Below are 22,954 nucleotides of genomic sequence, written 5' to 3'. Positions count from 1 at the left end.
TCACTTGCCCAGGTCGTATTCGAGGAAGGCGTGGGCATATGAGTCGTCGGTGGCGTTCAGATTCCGGGCGGCGGTCTGCCTCTCGACGTGCTGCGGGCGCCGGAAGCGCGGTCGCCGCTTTCCTGGCTTTTGGGATGGCGCCGTTTGCCGCAGTACCGGAGGCACGAGCGGATTCCGGGTTCGACGACTTCCTGGATTGGTTCGGCCTGGACTCCGACTTCCAAGCGCTGACGCCGGAGTGGACCGGCTCGTTCTGGGGACTGCCCGGCTCGGCTGATGAGACAGGGGTGGAGATAGCCCAGCTGTGGGACACCTATTTCTACGCGCCGTTTCATGCGAGTTTGCAGGCCTGGATCAACTCTGACTTCGGGTCGCAGGTCAATGGTGTGATCAACCAGATCTTCGCGCCGTTCACCGAGAACTTCTGCGGGATGATCTGCAACGGCGCCGACGGCACCGAGTTCAGTGTGAACGGCCAGGCCGGCGGGCTGTGGATGGGCGACGGCGGCAACGGCTGGACCTCGAACATCGAGGGCGTGGCCGGCGGTAACGGCGGTCACGCCGGGGGTATCGGCAATGGTGGCGACGGCGGCGCCGGCGGCCTGGGTGCTGATGGTGGTAACGGTGGTCACGGCGGCGAGATGTGGGGCCATGGCGGCGACGGTGGCGCCGGCGGCGCTGCGACGGCGGCGCTGGCGGCCGGCAACGGTGGCAATGGCGGATCCTCGGGCCAGGCGCAGGACTTCTTCGGAATGGGCGCGTGGGGCAACGGCGGCAACGGTGGCAAGGGCGGGGCGGGTCTGGCCGGCGCCGCCGGTGCGGACTCCTCGACCGAGGGGGTGAACGGCGGCGACGGCGGTTCGGGTACGGCGGGGGGCAACGGCGGTGACGGCGGGGCCGGTTCGACGTGGCTCGGGATCGGTGGCAACGGCGGTACCGGCGGTGCCGGCGGTGCCGGCGGCGCGGGCGGTGACGGTTTCGACGGGGCCGCAGGATCATTCGCCAACGGCGGTGACGGCAACGGCGGCAACGGCAGCAACGGCGGTGCCGGTGGGAATGGCGGAGTCGGTGGGCAGGCCGGCGCCGGCGGCGCGGGCGCGTGGTTGTTCGGTGGCCCTGGCGCCGTGGGTACGCAAGGTGCGGCGGGTGCCGGCGGCGTCGGGGGTGACGGCAGAAACGGCGGCAATGGCGCCGACGGTGCAGACGGAAGCGACGGCACGTCGGGTGACCCGAACGGAACCGCCGGTGTCAACGGCGGCAACGGCGGCAATGCCGGGCTCGGTGGCGCCGGCGGCGTCGGTGGCGACGGAGTGGTCGCCGCGGACGGTGCCGACGGTAAGGCGGGCATCGGCGGAAACGGTGGCAAGGGCGGCAACGGTATCGACGGGGTCGACGGCACCTCCACCGCCCCGAACGGCACCTCCGGCGGCACCGGAGGTGCCGGCGGCAACGGTGGTAAAGGCGGATTGGAGGCCGACGGCACCAACGCCTCCGACGGCAACGGCGGTGCCGGCGGCAAGGGCGGTAACGGTGGAGCCGGATTCGACGCGGTCGATGCCGGTGCTGCGCCAGGTACCTCCGGCGGCAACGGTGGACTCGGCGGCGGCGGCGGCGCGGGCGGTACCGGTGCCAATGGCGGCGCCGGCGGTAATGCCGGCAACGGCGGCAAGGGCGGCGACGGGACGGCGGGGCTGGACGGGAAGGCTGGCGTCAATCCCGGTGACGCGGGCACCAACGGGCAGACCGGTGGCGCCGGTGGAACCGGTGGCGCGGGTGGAACCGGCGGCAATGGCGGCGCGGCAACCTCGCCGACCGGCACGGCAGGCGACAACGGCAACGGCGGCGATGGCGGCGCCGGCGGAAACGCCGGTGCCGGTGGTATCGGCGGTGACGGCGCCGACGGCGACGCGAACAACCCGGACGGTGGCAATGGCGGTAACGCCGGTGACGCCGGACAGGTCGGCACCGGCGGCGCCGGCGGCGCTGCCGGCACCGGTGGGGCAGAGAACACCGGCAATGCGGGCACAGGCGGCGCGGACGGATCGAGCCCGTCGCCCGGAGACACCCACGGCGGCAACGGTGGTGACGGCTGGAGCTCCACCACGCCAGGAGAGGCCGGCGGCGCCGGCGGTGCCGGCGGCAGCGGCGGGACCATCGGCACCGGCGGGCATGGCGGCGACGGCGGAGGCGGCGGTGAGGACGCTAACGGCGGCAAGGGCGGCGACGGCGGTGCGGGCGGCACCGAGGCGGGCAACGGCGGCAACGGCGGCAAGGGCGGTGACGGGCAGGGCGCCGGCGACGGCGGCGACGGCGGCGCCGGCGGCAACGCCGGCGCGATCGGCGACGGTGGGCACGGCGGCGACGGCGGTGACGGCACCGGAATCGGTGGAAGCACCGGCGGTAACGGTGGTGACGGCGGCGACGGCGGGACCGACCAGGGCGACGGCGGTGACGCCGGTAACGGCGGTGCCAACGGCGGCAGCGGCGGCAACGGTGGTGACGCCATCGGCAGCGGCAACGGCGGCGACGGCGGCGACGGAACCGTGGGTGCGAACGGTGCCGACGGCGACGATGGTGCGCAACCCGGCGAGGCCGGTGGAGGCGGCGTCGAGGGTCAGGCCGGCGGCACCGGCGGTGCCGGTGGTGTGGGCTCCGGTGCGGGCAACCACGGCGGCAAGGGCGGCGCCGGCGCCACCGGTGGCAACGGTGGCAACGGCGGTGATGGTGCGCTAGGCGCCGCTGGGACCTTCGACGATGGCGGTACCGGCAATGGCGGCGACGGCGGCGCGGCCGGCAGCGGCGCGGCGGGTGGTGACGGCGGTGCCGGCGGAGCCGGTGGCATCGGCATCAACGGCGCCGGCGACGGCGTGCAGGGAGACGGCGGCGCCGGCGGCAACGGCGGCAACGCAGGCATGGCCGGCGACGGTGGCAGGGGCGCCGACGGCATGGCGGACAACCCCCACGCCGGTAAGGGCGGTAACGGCGGTGCGCTCGGCGAAGCCGGCGCGGCCGGTAACGGCGGAGCCGGCTCGACGCCGGGTGCGGACGGGCAGGAAGGAGCCGGACCGTCCGGTCCGCAGGGCAACGGTGGCGACGGCGGCGACGGCTATGACGCCGCGACGGATCAGACAGCTATACCGGGCGCCAGTGGAGGTAATGCCGGTCTAGGCGGCACCGGAACCGAGCTGGGCACCGGTGGTAACGGTGGTAACGGCGGTAGCGGTGCGGTCGGTGCTGATGGTTTGGACGGCAATGCGGTTGGCAATGAGGGCAACCCGAATGGGACTGCGGGTGGTAGCGGCGGTTCCGGTGGCAATGCCGGTCTCGGCGGGGCCGGTGGTGCTGGAAACGGTATCGATGGTGTTGCGGGGACGGGTGCTGCCGGTGGTAAGGGTGGTCATGGTGCGGCCGGTGTTGATGGCACGGTGGGGACTCCTGATGGCACTGCCGGTGGTAATGGTGGTGCTGGTGGTGCTGGTGGTGCTGGTGGCCTGGAGGCCGATGGGGTGACGCAGGCGGCCTCCGGTGATGGGGGCAATGGTGGTAATGGTGCTGCCGGTGGTCATGGTCTGGCCGGTGTTGATGGGGTGAACCCGGGTGATTCGGGGACCAGTGGTGGTGATGGTGGTGCCGGTGGTTCCGGTGGCCTGGGTGGTGCGGCTGGTGGTGGGGGTGCGTCGGCGGGCACGCAGGGCCTGGGTGCTGTGGGTGGTAACGGCGGTAAGGGTGGTAACGGCGCGGTCGGTGCTGATGGTTTGGACGGCTTTGCGGTCGGTAATGAGGGCAATCCGAATGGCACCGATGGTCAGGCCGGTGGTTCGGGTGGCAATGCCGGTTCTGGTGGTGCCGGTGGTTCCGGCAGTAATGGTCAGCAGGCCGATGGTGTCGATGGTGTTGCGGGGACGGGTGCTGCCGGTGGTAAGGGTGGTCATGGTGCGGCCGGTGTTGATGGCACGGTGGGGACTCCTGATGGCACTGCCGGTGGTAATGGTGGCGCTGGTGGTGCTGGTGGTGCTGGTGGCCTGGAGGCCGATGGGGTGACGCAGGCGGCCTCCGGTGATGGGGGCAATGGTGGTAATGGTGCTGCCGGTGGTCATGGTCTGGCCGGTGTTGATGGGGTGAACCCGGGTGATTCGGGGACCAGTGGTGGTGATGGTGGTGCCGGTGGTTCCGGTGGCCTGGGTGGTGCGGCTGGTGGTGGGGGTGCGTCGGCGGGCACGCAGGGCCTGGGTGCTGTGGGTGGTAACGGCGGTAAGGGTGGTAACGGCGCGGTCGGTGCTGATGGTTTGGACGGCTTTGCGGTCGGTAATGAGGGCAATCCGAATGGCACCGATGGTCAGGCCGGTGGTTCGGGTGGCAATGCCGGTTCTGGTGGTGCCGGTGGTTCCGGCAGTAATGGTCAGCAGGCCGATGGTGTCGATGGTGTTGCGGGGACGGGTGCTGCCGGTGGTAAGGGTGGTCATGGTGCGGCCGGTGTTGATGGTGTCAACCCGGGTGATTCGGGTACCAGTGGCGGCAACGGTGGCGCCGGTGGCAAGGGCGGTGACGGTGGCCTGGAGGCTGGTGGTCTGACGCAGGCGGCCTCCGGTAATGGTGGTGCTGGTGGTGACGGTGGTGCGGGCGGCAATGGTGTGGCCGGCAGCAACGGCAACAACGGCAGTATCGGTACGGCGGGAACGGCCGGTACGCCGAATGGCGGCACCGGGGGCATCGGCGGCAACGGAACCAACGGCGGCACCGGCGGTAACGGCGGCACCGGCGGTAAGGGCGGTGCCGCGGGCGGTGGGCTCACGCCGGGCGCGGTGGGCGCCGGTGGTAAGGGCGGTGACGCCGGTGACGGCGGCGATGGCGGCAACGGTGGTACCGGCGGGACCGGCGGCACCGGTTACAGCTCGCCCGCGCTCAATGGGGCCAACGGCGGCAACGGCGGGACGGGCGGCAAGGGTGGCGACGCGGGCCACGCGGGCGCGGCCGGCACGGCCGGTGTTGGCGGCCTAGACGGGAACGGGGCCGGCCCGACGGTCGACGGCGCGGCCGGCACCGACGGCACGGACGGCCAAGCCGGCGTCGGTGGGAACGGCGGCCTCGGCGGCAACGGCGCACAGGGGACCACCTCCGGCTCGACGGCCACGCCGGGCGGCGTCGGCGGCAAGGGCGGCACCGGCGGAAACGGCGGCCAGGGCGGCCTGGAAGCCGACAACGTCACCCAGGCCCAGCAGGGCGACGGCGGCAACGGTGGTAATGGCGGTCAAGGCGGCACGGGCAAGGCGGGTGCGAATGGGACCCTCGGTACCTTGATCATCCCGGGCGGCAAAGGCGGCACAGGCGGAGCCGCCGGCGCCGGCGGTATAGGCGGCGACGGAGGTAACGGATTCAACTCCGGCGCCGGTGGTACCGGTGGTACCGGTGGTACCGGTGGCGCAGGTGGTGCTGGTGGGGATAACCCGTTCCCCCTGGGTGCCGATGCGGGCAAGGGTGGCACCGGCGGAGCGGCCGGAGTCGGCGGCACCGGCGGAACGGCTGGTACAGCGGGCGGTGGCGCCACCGGCAGCAACGGCGCCGGCGGCAACGGTGGCGTTGGTGGACGCGGCGGCGACGGTGGAAACATCCTTATCGGCCTCGCCGGCGGTGGCGGCGACGGTGGCACTGGTGGAGCCGGCGGCGATGCTGGAACCGGTGGCGGTAGCGGAGTTGACCAAGGCGGTCCCGGTGTGGGTGGCAAGGGTGGCGTTGGTGGTGACGCCGGCGACGGCTTTGCCACCGCCTTGGGTGGTGCCGCCGTCGGCGGTACGGGTGGCGTCGGCGGTAACGCAGCCCACCAGGACGGCAGCGTCGCCGGCGAAGGCGGTGAGGGCGGTCAAGGCGGTGACTTGCTCGGTGGTGCGCTCAGCGCCGGTGTGGGCGGTGCCGGAGGCAAGGGCGGCCTCGCCGCCAGTGACGTCGACGGCAGCGTTGGCGGCGCCGGCGGTAAGGGCGGCGAGGGCGGATCTAACCTCGTTGGCCTGGGGACCGGCGGTGACGGTGGCAAGGGCGGTGAGGGCGGTTTCGCGGGCAACGGCAACGGCAGCGTTGGCGGGGCCGGCGGCCAGGGTGGCGACGGCGGCAGCAACGCCATCGGCGCCTTCACTGGCGGCAAGGGCGGCGCCGGCGGCACCGGTGGCGCTGCCGGCGCTGGAGACAACAGCGTCGGCGGTGCCGGTGGCCAGGGCGGTACCGGCGGTGCCGCGCTCCTCGGTGGCGTGGCCGCCGCCGACGGTGGTAGTGGCGGCGTCGGCGGTGCCGCGGGCAGCGGCGACGGCAACATCGGTGGTGTCGGCGGCCAGGGCGGCCACGGCGGTAGCAATGTGGCTGGTCTCTTCACCGGCGGTAAGGGAGGCGCCGGTGGCGCCGGCGGCGCTGGAGGCACCGGAGCCAACAGCACCGGCGGTGACGGTGGCCAAGGCGGTACCGGTGGTAGCAACCTCCTCACGGCGGTGACCGGTGCCGCAGGCGGTACGGGCGGTACCGGCGGCGTCGCCGGTACCGGGGCCAACGGCGTCGGTGGCAACGGTGGCCAGGGCGGCGACGGCGGAGGGGCCTTCGTCGGATTGGCTACCGGCGGCCAAGGCGGCGCGGGCGGTGCCGGTGGCTCCGGCAGCACAGTCGACAGCGTCGGCGGTGACGGTGGCAAGGGCGGCTCCGGCGGCGCCGGGTTCATTAGTCCCTTCATCCCGGGCGCCGGTGGGACCGGTGGCACCGGGGGTAACGCACCCGGCGGGGGTGGCAACGGTGGAGATGGCGGCAGCAATAGCCTCGGCACCGCCGGCCAGCCTGGCGGAGCCCCGAGCGGAAGCAACGGCGGTACCGGCGGCGCCGGCGCACCCGCCTTCTAGGACCGGGACTTCGTCCGGCCGGGCATGTCGGAGGGCGCCGGTAGGGTGAGTTCCATGTTCTCCCTGCTGCCGTCAATGCCCGGCCTGGACGACCTGCGCGGCGTCGCCCGCCGCATCGACACCGCCCGGCACCACGGTGTGCCCGACGGCGTCGTGCTCGAGTTGGACCTGCAGGAACTGCCGCACGAGACCGGCGGTTTCGATCCGCTGGCGCTGATTCGTTCCGGTGGCCGGCCGCCGGTGCTGCGCGACGTGGTGGCCGCGATTTATCGCGCGGCCGAAGATCCGCGCGTTGCCGGATTGATTGCGAGGGTGCAGCTTTCGGCCGCAGCTGCCGGACCTGTGCAGGAGTTGCGCGCCGCGATCGCCGACTTCACCGCCGTCAAGCCGTCGCTGGCGTGGGCCGAGACCTATCCGGGCACGCTGTCCTACTATCTGGCTTCGGCGTTCGGTGAGGTGTGGATGCAGCCGTCGGGGACGCTGGGGCTGGTCGGCTTCGCCACCAACGCGACATTCCTGCGCACCGCGCTGGACAAGGCCGGAATCGAGGCGCAGTTCGTCGCCCGCGGCGAATACAAGTCGGCGGCCAATCTGTTCACCCAGGACTCCTACACCGACGCGCACCGCGAGGCCGACACCGCGTTGGTTCAGAGCCTGCATGCCCAGGTGCGCCGGGCCGTCGCCGAATCCCGGAACCTGGACCCCGCGGTCGTTGACAGCCTGGCCGACAAGGCCCCGCTGCTGCGCGACGACGCGCTGGACTCGGGCTTGATCGATCGGATCGGGTTCCGCGACGAGGCCTATGACCGGATCGCCGAACTGATCGGCGGCGAGGGGATCGAAAGCGCGGACGACGACGGCGCGCCACCTCGCCTGTACCTGTCCCGCTATGCCAACGCCACCGCCGAGCGGTCCGGGTCGGGCCTGCCCGGGCGCAAGCCCAAACCGACCATCGCCGTGGTGACCGTGGCCGGTCCGATCGTCAGCGGCTCGGGCGGGCCGCAGCTGTCGCCGCTGGGCAATCGCAGCGTCGGTGGCGACACGATCGCGGCGGCACTGCGTGAGGCGTGCGCCGACGACGACGTCGCCGCGATCGTGCTGCGAGTGGACAGCCCGGGCGGGTCGGTCACCGGTTCGGAGACCATCTGGCGGGCGGTGCAGCAGGCCCGCGAGGCCGGCAAACCGGTGGTGGCCTCAATGGGCGCGGTTGCAGCCTCGGGCGGGTACTACATCTCGGCGGCCACCGACACCATCGTGGCCAACGCCGGCACCATCACCGGATCGATCGGGGTGGTGACCGGCAAGGTGGTCGCCCGCCAGCTCAAGGACCGCCTCGGCGTCGGCACCGACACGGTGCGTACCGGAGCCAACGCGGACGCCTGGTCGATCAACACCCCGTTCACCGCCGAACAGCTGGAGCAGGTGGAGACCGAAGCCGACCTGTTCTACACCGACTTCGTCGCGCGGGTCGCCGAAGGCCGCAAGCTGTCCACCGAGGCGGTGGACGCGGTGGCGCGCGGGCGAGTGTGGACCGGGGCCGACGCCGCCGAACGTGGCCTGGTCGACGAGCTGGGCGGGTTGCGCACCGCGGTCCGTCGCGCCAAGGTGCTGGCCGGCCTCGATGCCGACGCGCAGGTCCGCACGGTGTCCTACCCGGGCTCGTCGCTGTGGGAGTTCGTCCGGCCGCGCCAGTCGTCGCAGCCCGCCGCGGTGCTCTCCGATGCTCTCGGCGGGCTGCTCGTTCGGTCACTGTGCGGGATCGTCGACCAGGTCGAGCGGTCGGTCAACGGTACGCAGGTGCTGTGGCTAGGGGAGTCGCGCTGGTAAGCGGCAATACGCGGTAGCTGTCAGGTCTGCGGTCTGGCCCCGAGCACGTCGCGAAACAGCGCCTGGCGCAGCGCGAGTTCACGAGGATCGCTGTAGAGGTGAAAGCCCAGACGGTTCATCACGTAGGAAAAACCGACCCCGGTGTCGGGATCGGCGAATCCGAAAGACCCACCGAAACCCGGTGTGCCATAAGCCTTATCCGATGAACCAAAGACGGCGCCGAAGGCCGGTTTGGACAGTCCCAGCGAGAACAGGACCTCGACACCCAGCACTTTGTCGCGTTCGCCGCGGGTCGGTGGCGCCGGCATCGCGGTGAGCGCATCGCGCACATCGGTGCTCAGGGGCAGGGCGGGATCCGCGGTCGCCGCGGCGCCGTAGAGTCGCGCGATGGCCGATGCCGTCGCGATCCCGTTGGCCGAGGGGATCTCCACCGCGCGGACGTCGTCGCGGTTGTAGTCGCCGGCCCACGGAGTGACATCGCGCGGAAGACACCCCGCGCGGGCCAGCAATCCGACCGGATTGAACGACGCGGCCACCAGCCGCATCGGCATCACGTTGAGGTGCCGCAGTGACTCCACCCGTTTCCACTGGTGCAACAGCGCCACCCGGTCGCGCGACACCGAACTCGGCAGACCGATGTGCAAGTCCAGCCCGAGGGGTCTGGCGATCTCGTCGGCGAGAAACCGGCCCAGGGTGCGGCCGGCCGGGTCGGTGCGACGGATCAGCTCGGATTCATACCAGCCCAGCGTGACCGCGTGATAGCCGTGCCGGGTGCCCGGCGCCCACACCGGTCGCTGTGCGGCGAGGATCGGCGCCAGTCGGTCCGGGTCGGCGACCTCGGCCAAGGTGGGTGCCGGCTTCAGCACGGGTAGCCCGGCCTGATGGCCCAGTAGTTGCCGCACAGTGACCTCACCCTTGCCGGCCTGGGCGAACTCCGGCCAATGGTCGGCCACCCTGTCGTCGTAGCCGAACAGTCCCCGCGACACCGCCAACGCCACGGCCAGGGCTGCCACACCTTTGGTGCTCGAGAAGACATTGACCATGGTGTCGGGTTGCCAGGGCTGCAAGGCGACGCCGTCGCGGTAGCCGCCCCACAGGTCGACCACCTTGACGCCGTCGCGGTACACCGCAACCGCGGCGCCGACCTCCTGGCCGCCAGCGAAATTGGCGCGGAACGCGTCCGCGATCTTGCCGTAGCCCTCGTCGACGTCGCCGCCGATCAGATCCGGTGAAACCCTGAGTTTGAGCACCATCGGTGCGTTATACCGCGGCCGGCCGTCGGCTAGCACGGAATCGCGATTTCAATGAGCGGATTAGGCAAATAACCTGAGTTTTCCCTGGGTAACCTGCTAGTATCGCCGCAAAATCGGTCCCGCATAACTTCGGCGAGGGAATTGGATCATGACAACAGTCAAGCAGTTTCTGTGTGGTGCGGCGGTCGCCAGCCTGGTTGCCGGAGGAGGGGCGGCGGTCGGGACGCAGGTGGGACTGTCCACACTGTCCGCCGACTGGATGCTGGCCGCCGAGCACGTGCTGCTGATCGGTGTCGACGGCGTCAACCTGTCCAAGATCCTGGAATACGCCTATAACGAAGACAGCGGTTTCAAGACCGCGATGGATCAGGGCATCACCGGAGCCGCCAGCCTGACCAACCACACCACGATCTCCGGACCGTCATGGTCGACGATCCTCACCGGCGTGTGGGACGACAAGCACGGCGTGATCAACAACCTGTTCCGGCCCGAGGTCTACACCCAATGGCCATCGGTGTTCAACCTGATCGAGTACAACAAGCCCGAGATCGACACCACGATCATCAGCAACTGGGACTACCTCAACCAGTTGGCCGACGCCGGCAACTACCCGGTCGACAACAATGTCTTCGTCCCGTTCGAGGACAGCTGGGCCAACACCGACGAGCTGGTCACCGCGCTCACCATCGCCCGGATCATGGGTACCTTGGACAACCCGGACGACATTTCGAGCTTCCTGTTCTCCTACCAGGTGCAGGCCGACGAGGCCGGGCACTCGTTCGGCGGCGGGTCGGAAGAATACATGCAGGCCGTCATCAATCTGGGCGCCAACATCCAACAGATCCTGGCCGCGATCGCCTACGTGCGGGCGGAGACCGGCGACGACTGGTCGATCATCCTCACCACCGACCACGGCCACCAGCAGTCGCTGGGCTTCGGTCACGGCTTCCAGTCGCCCAACGAGACGACGTCGTTCGTCATCTTCGATCGAGCCGGCGACGACGCGACCGACGGCAGCCAGAACCTGAGTTACTCCACGGCTGACATCACGCCCACGATCTTGTCGCTCTTCGGAATTCCGCTGCGGTCGGACTTCGACGGCGTCCCGATACACCTGGACCCGAGCGTCCTGAACAGCAACGTCACGCCCGTCGATCTCCAGCAGGCGCTGTACTCGGCGATCGCGATGTTCGGCTACCCGAATATCGGCAACGACATCTCGCTGGGCATCCGTACGGTGGTCGCCACCATCCCGTACCTGCTCAACGGCGTTTTCACCGACATCGACAAGTTCCTGCAGGGGATCGTCGACCAGGACATCTTCCTGATCAGCGCGCTGGCTCAGGGCACCCAGTGGGTGAACGACGCCGTCGGTGGCCTGGTGGTGGACTCGACCAACGCCGTGGCCCGGGCGATCGCGTTCATGCTCGGCTCGGGTGTGATCGCGCCGACCGACGCCCCGTTGCCGGTGCCGGGTGGCGCCGAGTTCACCGTTCCGGACCTGGATGTCTCTGACCTGTCCCTGCTGCTCGACGTCGGCGCACTGGCGGGCTGATACGGCTCGTCACGTCACGGCACGAATAGCCTCGATCGCAACCGAATTGCGCATCCGCGCAACGATTTCGCCGTCGGGAAAGCTGCGACCGTAGGCGTCGAAGACTTCGGTCCGGGCGCGTTCCCGCACCTGCCATCCTCGGTCGGTCAGGTATGCCCCGACCGGGTTCCGCTCGCCGGAGTAGACCAGGTTGGCGATGTCGAGATCCAGGCCTTGATCGGCGAAGCGCTGGCCCAGAGACTGGTTCGAGTCGGTCAGTGCGGCGGCGCCGTCGGGGTGGTATTCGGTGGCCAGCCGGCTGCCCGGCGCACTCAACGCGGTGATGTGGTCGAACAGCCGGTCCTGCGCCTCCGGCGGCAGATAGACGAGCAGACCCTCCGCGCTCCACGCGGTGGGTTTGGTCTCGTCGAAACCGCTGCGGCGCAAGGCCTCCGGCCAGTCATCGCGCAGGTCGACGGCTACGGTACGGCGATCCGCCGTGGGTTGGGCGTCCAGCGCGGCCAGCGTGCGGGTCTTGAACTCGATGACGTCGGGCTGGTCGATCTCATAGACGTGGCTGCCCGGCGGCCACGCCAGACGGTAGGCCCGCGAATCCAAACCGGCGGCCAGGATGACGGACTGCCGGATGCCGGCGGATGCGGCCTGCAGGAAGAAGTCGTCGAAGAACTTGGTGCGGACCGCCATCACCGCGGTCATCGGCCCCGCGGCGGCCTTGGCCTCGGCGGCCACCGCCGGTTCCAGCTCGCCGTCGATCAGCCGGGTGAAGAAATCGATGCCGACCGCGCGCACCAGCGGCGCGGCGAACGGGTCGGAGATGATCGCGTCGGCCTCCACGGTGGCCAGCGCGCGGGCGGCCGCGACCATGGTGGCGGTGGTGCCCACGCTGGAGGCCAGGTCCCAGCTGTCGTTCTCGGTGCGCGCCATGGTGCGAACTCCCTGTCCATGTCGGGAACATCCCCGAAAGTTAGTTAGCGTATTTAACGAGCTATCGCTGACTGTACGCCTCCTCGCTGATCGTCTGCTGACAATGACGCCCCACGCCAGCCCGGCCCGCCGTGCTGAGCTGTTAGTCTCGTAGACTGCTGACGCGCCAATAAGACACGCGTGGCTTGTCATGATCGGCCCGCGCGTCGACGTGAAAACGCAGGACTAACCCAGGACTAACCAGGGCTGGAACGAAACAGCCCATCGGCACGCCGCGACCGGACCTCGGCTGCGCAGGAGGAGAAGAGTGTTCTCGGCTTTCATCTCATCACTGCGGACGGTCGACCTCAGGCGCAAGATTCTGTTCGCGCTGGGCATCATCGTGGTGTACCGGCTCGGTGCGGCCATCCCGTCGCCCGGCGTGGACTACCAGAACGTGCAGCAGTGCATCAAGGAAGTCAGCGGCGGCGACGCGGCGCAGGTCTACTCGCTGATCAACCTGTTCTCCGGTGGCGCGCTGCTCCAGCTGACGGTGTTCGCCATCGGGGTGATGCCTTATATCACCGCCAGCATCATCGTGCAGCTGCTCACCGTGGTGATCCCGCGCTTCGAGGAACTGCGTAAAGAAGGCCAATCCGGCCAGAACAAGATGACGCAGTACACCCGCTACCTGACGGTCGCGCTGGCCATCCTGCAGGCCACCAGCATCGTGGCGCTGGCCGCCAACGGCGGCCTGCTGCAGTCCTGCAGCCTGCGTCACGACATCATCGCCGACCACAGCATCTTCACGCTGATCGTCATCGTGCTGGTGATGACGGCGGGCGCGGTGCTGGTGATGTGGCTCGGTGAGCTCATCACCGAGCGCGGCATCGGCAACGGTATGTCGCTGCTGATCTTCGTCGGTATCGCCGCCCGCATCCCGATCGAGGGCAAGACCATCCTGGACTCCCGCGGCGGCATGGTGTTCACCATGGTCTTGCTGGCGGCACTGGCCATCGTCGTCGGCGTGGTCTTCGTCGAACAGGGCCAGCGCCGTATCCCGGTGCAGTACGCCAAGCGCATGGTGGGCCGGCGCATGTACGGCGGCACGTCGACCTACCTGCCGCTGAAGGTCAACCAGGCCGGCGTCATCCCGGTCATCTTCGCCTCGTCGTTGATCTACATCCCGCAGCTGATCACCCAGTTGGTCCACAGCGGCAGCGGAGGCTCCGGCAACAGCTGGTGGGACAAGCTCGTCAGCAACTACCTGTCCGACCCGTCCAGTCTCGTCTACATCGGCGTGTACTTCGGCCTGATCATCTTCTTCACCTACTTCTACGTGTCGATCACGTTCAACCCCGACGAGCGTGCCGACGAGATGAAGAAGTTCGGCGGCTTCATTCCGGGCATCCGGCCGGGTCGCCCGACCGCGGACTATCTGCGCTACGTGCTCAACAGGATCACTTTGCCCGGCTCGATCTACCTGGGCGTCATCTCGGTGCTGCCCAACCTGTTCCTGTCGATGGGCAGCGCCGGAACAGTCCAGAACCTGCCCTTCGGCGGCACCGCGGTGCTGATCATGATCGGCGTCGGCCTTGACACGGTGAAGCAGATCGAGAGCCAGCTCATGCAGCGCAACTACGAAGGGTTCCTCAAGTGAGAGTCGTACTGCTGGGACCGCCGGGCGCAGGCAAGGGCACCCAGGCTGCGAAGCTGGCGGAGAAGCTGGGGGTCCCGCAGATCTCCACCGGCGACCTGTTCCGGCACAACATCGCCGAGGGCACCGAGCTGGGCCGCCAGGCCAAGCAGTACCTCGATGCGGGTGATCTGGTGCCGCCCGAGCTGACCAACGCGCTGGTCGAGGACCGGATCGACCAGCCCGATGCGGCAGGCGGATTCATCCTGGACGGCTACCCCCGTTCGGTGGAGCAGGCCGAGGCGCTGCACGACATGCTGGAACGCCGTCAGACCAAGCTGGACGCGGTGCTGGAGTTCCGGGTCACCGAGAGTGAACTGCTCAAGCGGCTCAAGGAACGTGGTCGCGCCGATGACACCGCCGAGGTCATCCACAATCGCATGATCGTCTACCGCGAAGAGACCACGCCGCTGCTGGACTACTACCAGGACGAGCACGACCTGCATGTCGTGGACGCACTCGGCACGCTCGACGAGGTGTTCTCCCGCGCACTGCACGCCCTGGGACAGTAGGTGATCGGACTGCCGAAGCGGCGCAAAGCGGTGCCGCATCGCAGCCCGGGGGAGCTCGACGCGATGGCCGCCGCCGGCGCCGTCGTCGCGGCGGCCTTGGCCGCGGTCCGCGAGGCTGCCGCTGCGGGGGTGTCCACCCTGGAATTGGACGAGGTCGCCGAATCGGTGATCCGGGATGCCGGCGCCACGCCGTCGTTCCTGGGCTACCACGGTTTCCCGGCGTCGATCTGCAGCTCGGTCAACGACCGGGTGGTGCACGGCATCCCGACGGCGACCGAGGTGCTGGCAGCGGGCGACCTGGTGTCCATCGACTGCGGCGCGATCCTGGACGGCTGGCACGGCGACGCCGCGGTCACCTTCGGGATCGGGACGCTGACGCCCGCCGACGAAAACCTGTCCGCGGCCACCCGGCAGGCGATGGAGGCCGGGATCGCGGCGATGGTGGTGGGCAACCGGCTCAGCGACGTCTCGCACGCCATCGAAACCGGTGCCCGCGCCGCGTCGGCGGAGTTCAAATGCGGGTTCGGCATCGTCGCCGGCTACGGCGGCCACGGTATCGGCCGCCAGATGCACATGGACCCCTTCCTGCCCAACGAGGGCTCGCCGGGCCGTGGACCGCTGCTGGTGGCCGGGTCGGTGCTGGCGATCGAGCCGATGCTGACCCTGGGCACCGACCAGACCGTCATCCTCGAAGACGAGTGGACGGTGGTGACCGCCGACGGGTCCCGCGCCGCGCACTGGGAACACACCGTCGCGGTGACCGACGACGGGCCCCGGATCTTGACGATCTCCTGACGAGCGGGGACCATGAGCCCTCCCGAAGAGCCCGACCCGATCGCACTGGCCCGCGCCAACTGGGAGCGCGCCGGCTGGGGTGAGGTCGCCGACGGCATGGTGGCGGTGACGTCGGTGATGCGCGCCCATCAGATCCTGCTGGCCCGGGTGGAGGCGACGCTGCGGCCCTACGATCTGAGTTTCTCCCGGTTCGAGCTGCTGCGGCTGTTGGCGTTCAGTCGCTCCGGCGCGCTGCCGATCACCAAGGCATCCGACCGGCTGCAGGTGCACGTCACCAGCGTCACGCACGCGATCCGGCGGTTGGAGGCCGCCGGCCTGGTGGAGCGGCTGCCGCACCCCACCGACGGCCGCACCACGCTGGTGTCCATCACCGACCTGGGCCGCTCGACGGTGGCCGAGGCGACGGCCAGCCTCAACCGCGAGGTGTTCGCCGACATCGGGATGTCGGCGGAGGAGTCCCGCACGCTGTCTTCGGCGATCGAGACGCTGCGGCGCAACGCCGGGGACTTCTAGCTCGACGCCGTCATTCCTAGTCGGCGGATTCTCGCGCGGCGGGGGACGGGACCGGGATGGTGGCGGTGACGGCGGTGCCCGCACCCGGACGCGACCGGATGTTGAGCCGGCCGCCCACCAGCTCGGCGCGTTCGGCCATCGACAGCACCCCGTAGCCGCCCATCTCGTCGCCGCCCACCGGGTGCTCGAAGGTGTCGAAACCCACCCCGTCGTCGATGATCTCCAACCGGGCGATGTCGGGATCGGCGGTCACCGCGAACCCCAGCCGCACCGTGGTCGCGGCGGCGTGCTTGACGACGTTCTGCAGACCCTCCTGCGCGATCCGGTACAGCGCGAGCTCGATGTGCTCCGGCAGCCGGACCTCGGCCAGGTCCAGCTCGATCTTGAGTTGCGGGATCGACCGGGCCAGGCTGGCCAGCCCTCCGGCCAGGCCCAGGTCGTCGAGTACCGGCGGACGCAGCCCGCTGATCGCCACCCGGGCCTCCTGCAGCGTCAACCCGGCCAGCTCGCGGGCGGCCTCGAGCTGCGTGGAGGCTTCGTCCGGATCCTTGCGGACCGCCCGGGCGGCGGCGTCCAGCCGGTAGGACAGCGTCACCAGCCGCTGGGAGATGCCGTCGTGGATGTCGCCGGCCAGCCGGCGCCGCTCGATCTCCTGAGCCTCGATCACCTGCTCGACGAACAGCTCGTGGGCGCGTTCGCGGGCCACCAGCTGGCGGTGCAGCCGGGCCTGGTGCATGGCGCCGGCGATCAGCCGACCGATCACCCGCAGCAGTTCGACGTCGCCGTGGGTGAACTCACGGCGCGCCACGGTGTGCACGTTGAGCACGCCCACCAGCCCGCCCGGATCGGTCTCCATCGGCACCGACACCATCGAGGTGAACTCGCGTCCGCGCAGCGACTCGATCGGCACGTAGCGCGGGTCGGACTCCTTGTCGTCGCTGATCACCACCGGCTCGCGGTGGCGGGCCACCCAGCCCGACACCCCCGACCCCAGCGGCAGCCGGATCTTGCCCACCTCGGTGTCGAACGGCGGGGTGGCGCCGGTCAGGGTCAGCGAGCGCTCGGTGTCGTCGAGGACGTGCACGAAGCAGACGTCGGTGCCGGTGGCCGCGGTGATCATCCTGGCCGCCGCGGCGGCCAGCGGTTCCACCCCGGGCCCGCTGGAGGCGGCCTGGATGAGCTCTCGCAGCAGCGCCAACTCATGATTGGCGTCTACAAAATCCCGGACCGCGTTGGGCTTGCGGGCGCGGGAGCGATTCTGACCCGCCGAGCTCATCGGTAGATGCCTTCGCGCAGCGCGGTGGCCACGGCGCCGGTCCGGTCGGACACTCCGAGCTTGCGGTAGATCGAACGGAGGTGGCTTTTGACGGTCTCGTCGCCGATCACCAGCTTGGTGGCGATACCGCGGTTGGACAGCCCGCTGACCATGTAGGCCAGGATCTCGCTCTCCCGCTGGGTGAGCCCCTGGCGGGCGCCGGGCCAGAACTCGTCACGCTGCAGCCGCGCGGCGGTGCCGGCCGCCCGGGCCGCCAGGCCGGGATCGATCACCGTCTCGCCTCGGTGGGCCAACTCGATCTGGTGCACCAGATCGTCGCTGCTGATGCTCTTGAGCAGGTAACCGGCCGCACCGACCCGCAGCGCCTCGAACAGGTACTGCTCGTCGTCGTAGACCGACAGCATCACGACTTTGCGTTCCGGGTCGCGTTCGCGCAGCGCCAGGCAGAGGTCCAGTCCGCTCTCGCCACGCATCCGCACGTCGCACAGCACGATGTCGGGGTCGGTGTCGGCGATCACGTCCAGTGCCTGATCGGTGCTGATCGCCTGCCCGACCACCTCGATGCGGTCGGCGAACGAGGTGAGCATCGCGCGCAGGCCCTCGATCACCATCTCGTGGTCGTCGACGAGGACCAGTCGCACGGGCATAGCAAGACAATAAGGCCCCACGCAGCCTCGCCGACGGAACCCGGTGGACGATTACCCCGGCCAGATCCCCCCAATGGGGGAGGACACGCGAGCCGGTTTCCGGCACCGTAGCTGTTATGCAGATCACAACCGAACTCGCGACATGGACCGGTCCGGGCCGCCCGTTCTGGTGGGACCAGGTGCACCCCGATGCCGAGGTTTATCCCCTGCAAGCCGTGATCTTCGATCTGGATGCGCTTGCCGACGACGACGGTGAGCCCCAGTCCGGGCTGGCTGACCTGGTGCTGAGCCTGTTCGCCACCGGTATCTGGGTCGCGGTGGTCGGCGCGGGGCCGCGCGACTGGGTGCAGCCGCGGGTGCGGGAACTGCTCGGGGACGGCATGGCCGAGACGGTCATCAGCGCCGACGACCTGACCGGTCCGGCCGGTTACGCCGAGCTCTACCGGCTGGCGCTGTGGGAGCTGGGCATCGTTGCCGGGGAGGCGCTGGTGATCGCCGGTTCTGAGGCCAGTGGTCGCACCGCGGCGGCGATGGGCCTGCCGGTGATCGCTGCGGGCCCGGCCGGCTACGACGGTCTGTTGGCCGCTGGGTGCCGGGAGCTGCAGGCGCAACGGATGGTCGCCCGGTTCAGCTCCCGCGAAGCAGGGTGATGAGGCCGCTGGTTATTTGACGCCGGCGCCACCGGTCATCGACCATGAAGCGGTGCGTCGACTGGTGGTTCTGCTGTGCGCGGCGGCGTTGGCGCTGGGCGTGAGTTCGGTGACCGCGCCACGGGCCGCGGCGGTCGTGGAACCGTGGTTCGCGAATGCGGTTGGTAACGCCACCCAAGTGGTTTCGGTTGTCGGAGTGGGTCATTCGACTGCAAAGATCGATGTCTATCAGCGAACCCCAGCGGGCTGGGAACCGGTTGCGGTCGGGATTCCGGCACATGTCGGCTCGGCGGGCATCACGCCGCAAACCAAGGAAGGCGAACCGTCGACCCCGATGGGGTTCTACACGCTCGATTCCGCGTTCGGCACCGCCCCGAATCCCGGTGGTGGCCTGCCGTATGTGCAAGTCGGCTCCGACCACTGGTGGGACAGCGACTCCAACAGTCCGACCTACAACACCATGCAGGTCTGCAAAAAGGCCCAGTGCCCGTTCGACACGGCGGCCAGCGAGAACCTCGACATCCCGCAGTACCGGCACGCGGTGGTCATCGGCGTGAACAAGTCCCGCACACCCGGTGACGGCTCCGCCTACTTCTTTCACACCACCGACGGCGGGCCGACGGCGGGCTGCGTGGCGATCGATGACGCCACGCTCGTGAAGATCATCGGCTGGCTGAGGCCGGGCGCGTTGATGGCGATCGCGAAGTAGGCGGCGGCCAGGAGATCGGCACTGCCGGGGATTCACGGAAGAAGGGTGAAGCTCTCGGTATGGCTCGGACGGATGACGGTGAAGTGGCGGCGGTCGACGGTCGCGATCTCACCGATGCCCAACCGTTCTGCTGTGGCCACCGCGGAGGCGTCTACGGTGCCAAGTGGCAGGTCTCGGTATCGGGCGACAAGCTCAGCGATCCGCAGCCAATCTCCGGCGGCTACCGGTTCGACGGCGAACGCACCGTCGGCCAAGTCGCCGAGGAATCGCACTTCGGCTTCGGTGCCCAGCCGGGTAGCCAGTAGGTAGACCACCTCGGTGATGACAAGTGTCGGGACGATCAACGGGCCGGGATGGGTCTGTAGAAGTTCCAGCGACGGCGCATGGTGAGCGTCGTCGGCGTCGACGTAGGCATATAGCGGACCCGCATCGACAACAATTGCCGCTATGGCCCGACCTCGGCGGCCAAGATCTCCTCGATACGCTCGGAGACATCGCTTCGACCGCTACGGCCGGCGGCCGCTGCCTTGAGGAGCCGACCGGTACCGGTCGTGCCAAGGTATGCCTCGAGCGCTTCACGGCTAACGTCCGAGATGGTCAAATTCCGTCGCTCAGCCTCGTGCCGCAGGCGAGCATCCAACGCGTCAGGGATCTTGACCGTCGTCCGTTTCATGTATGCCAGCATACCTTAGCTGTCGGTCGCGTATCGGCCGGAAATGCCCAAGGCGACGCCTGCCAATCCACCCCCGGAACAACGCGAGCTGCGCCGACCACACCCGCTTCTTCACCCCCTCGAACGGCGCCGACATCAGCGACGCCAGCGAAACCGGCATCCTCGAGTGAAAGACCGCCCGCGCGTGGGTAAAGGTGGCGAAGCCCCACCTGCCGTGGTAGGAGCCCATCCCGCTGCGGCCGACCCCGCCGAACGGCAGGTCACCGGTCGCGAGGTGGACCGCGAAATCGTTGCCGCACACCGCGCCACTGCGCGTCGACGCTTGCAGACGCTCGAACCTGTCGTTGTCGTTGCCGTACCAGTAGATCGCCAGCGGATGACTGTGGCGGTTGATGTGGTCGATCACCTCACCGAGCTCGCGGTAGGGGTAGGCGACCAGAACCGGACCGAAGATCTCCTCGGTCTCGATGTGCATCGATCCATCGACTCCGGTCAACAGGGTCGGCGGAATCTTGCGGGTATCGGCATCGGGCAGGGTTTCCCCCGGCGGGAGGGCGACCCGCTTGGCGGCGCCGGCGGCGACCGAATCGTCCACCAGGCTGCACACGCGCCGGAAGTTCTTGTCGTCGATGATCGAGGTGTACTGGGGGTTCTGCTCGATGGTCGGGTATGCGCTGCGCCACCGATCGACCACGCGGTCGCAGAACTCGCCGAGTGCGCCATCCGGGACGAACACGTAGTCGGGGCTCAAGCAGACCTGTCCGCTGTTGACCATCCGCGAGTCGGCGACCCGTTCGGCGGCTTTGGTGAGGTCGGCCGACACGTCGACGACGGCCGGGTTCTTGCCGCCGAGTTCGAGGGTGACCGGCGTGAGATTCCGGGCCGCGTCGGCGGCCACCGAAGCCCCGACGTGCGGGGAACCGGTGAAGAACAGGTGATCGAGTTCCAGCTTGGAGAAATCCGATCCCGATCCGTGTGCCGGTGTGACGACCGCGAGTTCCTCGATCGAGAAGTAGTCGCCGGCGTGGGCGGCGACGACCCCGGCCGTCAGCGGCGTGGTCGAGGACGGCCGCACCAACACCCGGTTGCCGGCGGCCAGCGCGGCGCCGGCCGGCACCATGGTCAGTGCCAGCGGGAAGTTCCACGGCCCGACGACTCCCACCACCCCGAGGGGATCGTGGCGGATCCGTTGGGACAGACCGAGAATGCGGAGCTTTCCGATCCGCTCGGTCTTCATCCAGCGGCGGATGTGTGCGCGCTGGTGCAGCAGGTCGTACATGCAGCCGACGATGTCGGTCGCGGTCGACAGGTCAGCCGGGCGGGTCCCGAAGTCGTCGTTGAGTGCCTGCCGGATCTCGTCGGCATTATCGAGCAACAGCGCCGCCAGCCGATCGATGCGATCGATTCGGGTTCGCGCGTCGGGTATTCCGTCGCGCAGGAACGCGGCGCGCTGCGTCGCCAGCAAACCCTGCAGGGTGTAGTTCTCCGACACGGGACGCCGTGTGCCGCCCTGTGAGGCGGTGTCATTCGCGCTGCGCAGCGTCACCCCCGCGACTCCTAGATCTTGGCCTCGGCGTCGCGCCAGTACAGGTCGCGGATCTTGCGTTTGAACAGTTTCCCGGAATCCTCGCGCGGCAGGTTGTCGTCGAACACGACGGTCTTGGGTACCTTGAAGCCGGCGAGCCGCTCGCGCAGGAAGGCACGCACCTCGTCGGCGGTCAGGCTGAAGCCGTCGTCGACTTCGATGTGGGCGGCAAGCGATTCACCGTATTCTTCGTCGGGGATGCCGAACACCGCGCAATCACGCACCGCGGGCATCTCGTAGAGCACCGCCTCGATCTCGGCGGGGTAGATGTTGACGCCGCCGGAGATGACCATGTCGTTGGCGCGGTCGGTCAGGTACAGGTACCCGTCCTCGTCGAGGCGGCCCATGTCGCCGACGGTGACGAAGCCATCGAGCTCCATCTCCCGGCGTTTGTTGTTGTCGCGGTGGTAGCTGAAGCCGGGCCAGTAGTCGGCCGGCTTGATGTAGATCACCCCCACCTGGCCGGTCGGCAGCTGCTCCCGGGTTTCCGGGTCGACGATGCGGACCTGCGCACCGTCGGCCGGGCAGCCGACCGTCCCCGGATGGGCCAGCCACTCCTCGCTGGTGCACCACACCGCCGGCCCGGTCTCGGATCCGCCGTAATACTCGCTGACGATGGGCCCGAACCAGTCGATGATCGCCCGCTTGACGTGGGGCGGGCACGGGGCCGCGGAGTGCACGATCGTCTGCAGCGACGAGACGTCGTAGCGGCCGCGCACCTCATCGGGCAGTCGCAGCAGCCGGGTGAACATGGTCGGCACCATCTGCACCTGCTGCACGCGGTGGCGTTCTACCGTCGCCAGGAACTCCTCGGCGTCGAATCGCGGCATCACGGTGATGTCCATCCCGAGTTTGGTGGCCAGCACCGCCATGGTGTTGGGTGCGGTGTGATACAGCGGCGCCGGAATGAGGGTCCGTACTCCCGGCCCGAGCCCCATACGCTGCATGGTCGCCATGGCCACCTGCAGGATGCGCTCGGCGGAAACCGGTTCCCGGACAATGCCCTTGGGCCGCCCGGTGGTCCCTGAGGTGTAGATCATGCCGAGACCGGCCGACGGGGTGAACTCCGCGCCGTCGGCATCCTGAGAGTTCAGCCAACTCTCGTAGTCTCGGGGGTCCGCCGCCGGTGCGCCGTCGGCCGGAACCACCAGCAGCGGGATCGCGGTGCGGGTCTGTTCGACGGTGGCAAGGAAGTCCGAACCCACGAACGCCGCCTTGCTTTCGCTGTTGTCGAGCAGATAGTGGAGTTCTTCGGATTTCCAGTGCCAGTTCACCGGGACCGGGTTGGCGCCGGCCAGCGCGATACCCGTGGTCACCTCCAGGAACTCGACGGAGTTCGGCAACACGACCGCGACGTTGTCGCCCGCCGCGATGCCCAGGCCGCGCAGGCCCGCTGCGATCCGCGCGGCGCGCGCGTGCAGCTCGTCGTAGGACCGCTGCACCGTGTTGCAGCGAATCATCGCGGCGTCAGACATATCAGACCTTTCC

Annotated in this window: 17 protein-coding genes; 9 read left to right on the top strand and 8 right to left on the bottom strand. The window is 69.2% G+C overall.

The genetic code is table 11. The features are described from left to right. The first annotated feature begins 134 nt into the window (after nucleotides 1–134). On the top strand, nucleotides 135–6,872 hold the full coding sequence (locus AWC16_RS25465) for a PGRS repeat-containing protein (RefSeq protein ID WP_165759148.1): 6,738 nt from the start codon (nucleotides 135–137) through the stop codon (nucleotides 6,870–6,872). Between the two features lie 54 nt (nucleotides 6,873–6,926). Further along, nucleotides 6,927–8,699: a signal peptide peptidase SppA gene (sppA, locus tag AWC16_RS01815; RefSeq protein WP_085263111.1), complete on the top strand. Its 1,773-nt coding sequence runs from the start codon at nucleotides 6,927–6,929 to the stop codon at nucleotides 8,697–8,699. A 20-nt stretch (nucleotides 8,700–8,719) separates the two neighbouring features. Here sppA and AWC16_RS01810 read toward each other — a convergent pair whose 3' ends face one another. Further along, entirely contained in the window at nucleotides 8,720–9,952 is a 1,233-nt protein-coding gene (locus tag AWC16_RS01810; RefSeq protein WP_085263110.1) for a serine hydrolase domain-containing protein, read from the bottom strand. Nucleotides 9,953–10,100: 148 nt separating this feature from the next. Here AWC16_RS01810 and AWC16_RS01805 point away from each other — a divergent pair, with 148 nt between their 5' ends. Continuing rightward, a complete protein-coding gene (locus tag AWC16_RS01805; protein ID WP_085263109.1) occupies nucleotides 10,101–11,507 on the top strand; it encodes an alkaline phosphatase family protein in 1,407 nt (468 codons plus the stop codon). Between the two features lie 9 nt (nucleotides 11,508–11,516). Here the strand turns inward: AWC16_RS01805 and AWC16_RS01800 are convergent, their stop codons facing one another. Further along, nucleotides 11,517–12,431 (bottom strand): class I SAM-dependent methyltransferase, encoded by a 915-nt coding sequence (locus AWC16_RS01800; protein WP_085263108.1) that lies wholly within the window; start codon nucleotides 12,429–12,431, stop codon nucleotides 11,517–11,519. A gap of 307 nt (nucleotides 12,432–12,738) precedes the next feature. Between AWC16_RS01800 and secY the strand changes: the two genes are divergently transcribed. Genes secY through AWC16_RS01780 form a run of 4 tightly spaced genes read left to right on the top strand, consistent with a single transcriptional unit; the run spans nucleotide 12,739 to nucleotide 15,926 of the window. Further along, a complete protein-coding gene (gene secY, locus AWC16_RS01795; protein WP_085263107.1) occupies nucleotides 12,739–14,070 on the top strand; it encodes a preprotein translocase subunit SecY in 1,332 nt (443 codons plus the stop codon). Further along, nucleotides 14,067–14,618 (top strand): adenylate kinase, encoded by a 552-nt coding sequence (locus AWC16_RS01790; RefSeq protein WP_085263106.1) that lies wholly within the window; start codon nucleotides 14,067–14,069, stop codon nucleotides 14,616–14,618. Before secY ends, AWC16_RS01790 begins: the two co-directional genes overlap by 4 nt. Continuing rightward, nucleotides 14,619–15,413, top strand: coding sequence for a type I methionyl aminopeptidase (map, locus tag AWC16_RS01785; protein WP_085263105.1), 795 nt, complete (start codon nucleotides 14,619–14,621; stop codon nucleotides 15,411–15,413). It begins immediately after the preceding gene. Between the two features lie 12 nt (nucleotides 15,414–15,425). Further along, the gene (locus tag AWC16_RS01780; protein WP_085263104.1) at nucleotides 15,426–15,926 is read left to right on the top strand and encodes a MarR family winged helix-turn-helix transcriptional regulator; all 501 of its coding nucleotides are present in this window, start codon (nucleotides 15,426–15,428) and stop codon (nucleotides 15,924–15,926) included. A 16-nt stretch (nucleotides 15,927–15,942) separates the two neighbouring features. Here AWC16_RS01780 and AWC16_RS01775 read toward each other — a convergent pair whose 3' ends face one another. Beyond that, complete coding sequence (locus tag AWC16_RS01775; RefSeq protein ID WP_085263103.1) at nucleotides 15,943–17,202, bottom strand: GAF domain-containing sensor histidine kinase; 1,260 nt, start codon at nucleotides 17,200–17,202, stop codon at nucleotides 15,943–15,945. Continuing rightward, on the bottom strand, nucleotides 17,199–17,849 hold the full coding sequence (locus AWC16_RS01770) for a response regulator (protein ID WP_085263102.1): 651 nt from the start codon (nucleotides 17,847–17,849) through the stop codon (nucleotides 17,199–17,201). The genes AWC16_RS01775 and AWC16_RS01770 overlap by 4 nt, the downstream gene beginning before the upstream one ends. A gap of 116 nt (nucleotides 17,850–17,965) precedes the next feature. Between AWC16_RS01770 and AWC16_RS01765 the strand changes: the two genes are divergently transcribed. Both AWC16_RS01765 and AWC16_RS01760 read left to right on the top strand, forming a co-directional pair. Then, nucleotides 17,966–18,499, top strand: a complete 534-nt coding sequence (locus AWC16_RS01765) for an HAD family hydrolase (RefSeq protein ID WP_085263101.1) — start codon at nucleotides 17,966–17,968, stop codon at nucleotides 18,497–18,499. Between the two features lie 52 nt (nucleotides 18,500–18,551). Beyond that, on the top strand, nucleotides 18,552–19,208 hold the full coding sequence (locus AWC16_RS01760; protein WP_085263100.1) for a L,D-transpeptidase family protein: 657 nt from the start codon (nucleotides 18,552–18,554) through the stop codon (nucleotides 19,206–19,208). Between the two features lie 32 nt (nucleotides 19,209–19,240). On the opposite strand, the gene AWC16_RS01755 is transcribed toward AWC16_RS01760, so the two are convergent. From AWC16_RS01755 to AWC16_RS01740, 4 genes are read right to left on the bottom strand one after another with little or no spacing between them, the layout of a single operon-like run. Then, entirely contained in the window at nucleotides 19,241–19,648 is a 408-nt protein-coding gene (locus tag AWC16_RS01755) for a type II toxin-antitoxin system VapC family toxin (protein WP_207572239.1), read from the bottom strand. Between the two features lie 5 nt (nucleotides 19,649–19,653). Next, complete coding sequence (locus tag AWC16_RS01750) at nucleotides 19,654–19,881, bottom strand: ribbon-helix-helix domain-containing protein (RefSeq protein WP_234812083.1); 228 nt, start codon at nucleotides 19,879–19,881, stop codon at nucleotides 19,654–19,656. Continuing rightward, nucleotides 19,853–21,427, bottom strand: coding sequence for an aldehyde dehydrogenase family protein (locus AWC16_RS01745; RefSeq protein ID WP_085263098.1), 1,575 nt, complete (start codon nucleotides 21,425–21,427; stop codon nucleotides 19,853–19,855). Before AWC16_RS01745 ends, AWC16_RS01750 begins: the two co-directional genes overlap by 29 nt. An 11-nt stretch (nucleotides 21,428–21,438) precedes the next feature. Then, nucleotides 21,439–22,941: an AMP-binding protein gene (locus AWC16_RS01740; RefSeq protein WP_085263097.1), complete on the bottom strand. Its 1,503-nt coding sequence runs from the start codon at nucleotides 22,939–22,941 to the stop codon at nucleotides 21,439–21,441. Nucleotides 22,942–22,954: the final 13 nt, after the last annotated feature.

The organism is Mycolicibacter longobardus (assembly GCF_002102265.1).
GTDB classification, from domain to species: Bacteria; Actinomycetota; Actinomycetes; order Mycobacteriales; family Mycobacteriaceae; genus Mycobacterium; species Mycobacterium longobardum.
Note: the sequence above shows the minus strand (reverse complement) of the source record. Positions and strands in the feature narration are given on the sequence as shown.

What these genes read in the sequence shown, in the direction of transcription:
- AWC16_RS01800 (WP_085263108.1), bottom strand. Translation starts at nt 12,431, where the DNA reads ATGGCGCGCACCGAGAACGACAGCTGGGACCTGGCCTCCAGCGTGGGC.
- AWC16_RS25465 (WP_165759148.1), top strand. Translation starts at nt 135, where the DNA reads ATGGCGCCGTTTGCCGCAGTACCGGAGGCACGAGCGGATTCCGGGTTC.
- AWC16_RS01770 (WP_085263102.1), bottom strand. Translation starts at nt 17,849, where the DNA reads ATGCCCGTGCGACTGGTCCTCGTCGACGACCACGAGATGGTGATCGAG.
- AWC16_RS01740 (WP_085263097.1), bottom strand. Translation starts at nt 22,941, where the DNA reads ATGTCTGACGCCGCGATGATTCGCTGCAACACGGTGCAGCGGTCCTAC.
- AWC16_RS01765 (WP_085263101.1), top strand. Translation starts at nt 17,966, where the DNA reads ATGCAGATCACAACCGAACTCGCGACATGGACCGGTCCGGGCCGCCCG.
- AWC16_RS01780 (WP_085263104.1), top strand. Translation starts at nt 15,426, where the DNA reads ATGAGCCCTCCCGAAGAGCCCGACCCGATCGCACTGGCCCGCGCCAAC.
- AWC16_RS01775 (WP_085263103.1), bottom strand. Translation starts at nt 17,202, where the DNA reads ATGAGCTCGGCGGGTCAGAATCGCTCCCGCGCCCGCAAGCCCAACGCG.
- AWC16_RS01805 (WP_085263109.1), top strand. Translation starts at nt 10,101, where the DNA reads ATGACAACAGTCAAGCAGTTTCTGTGTGGTGCGGCGGTCGCCAGCCTG.
- sppA (WP_085263111.1), top strand. Translation starts at nt 6,927, where the DNA reads ATGTTCTCCCTGCTGCCGTCAATGCCCGGCCTGGACGACCTGCGCGGC.
- AWC16_RS01810 (WP_085263110.1), bottom strand. Translation starts at nt 9,952, where the DNA reads ATGGTGCTCAAACTCAGGGTTTCACCGGATCTGATCGGCGGCGACGTC.
- AWC16_RS01750 (WP_234812083.1), bottom strand. Translation starts at nt 19,881, where the DNA reads ATGAAACGGACGACGGTCAAGATCCCTGACGCGTTGGATGCTCGCCTG.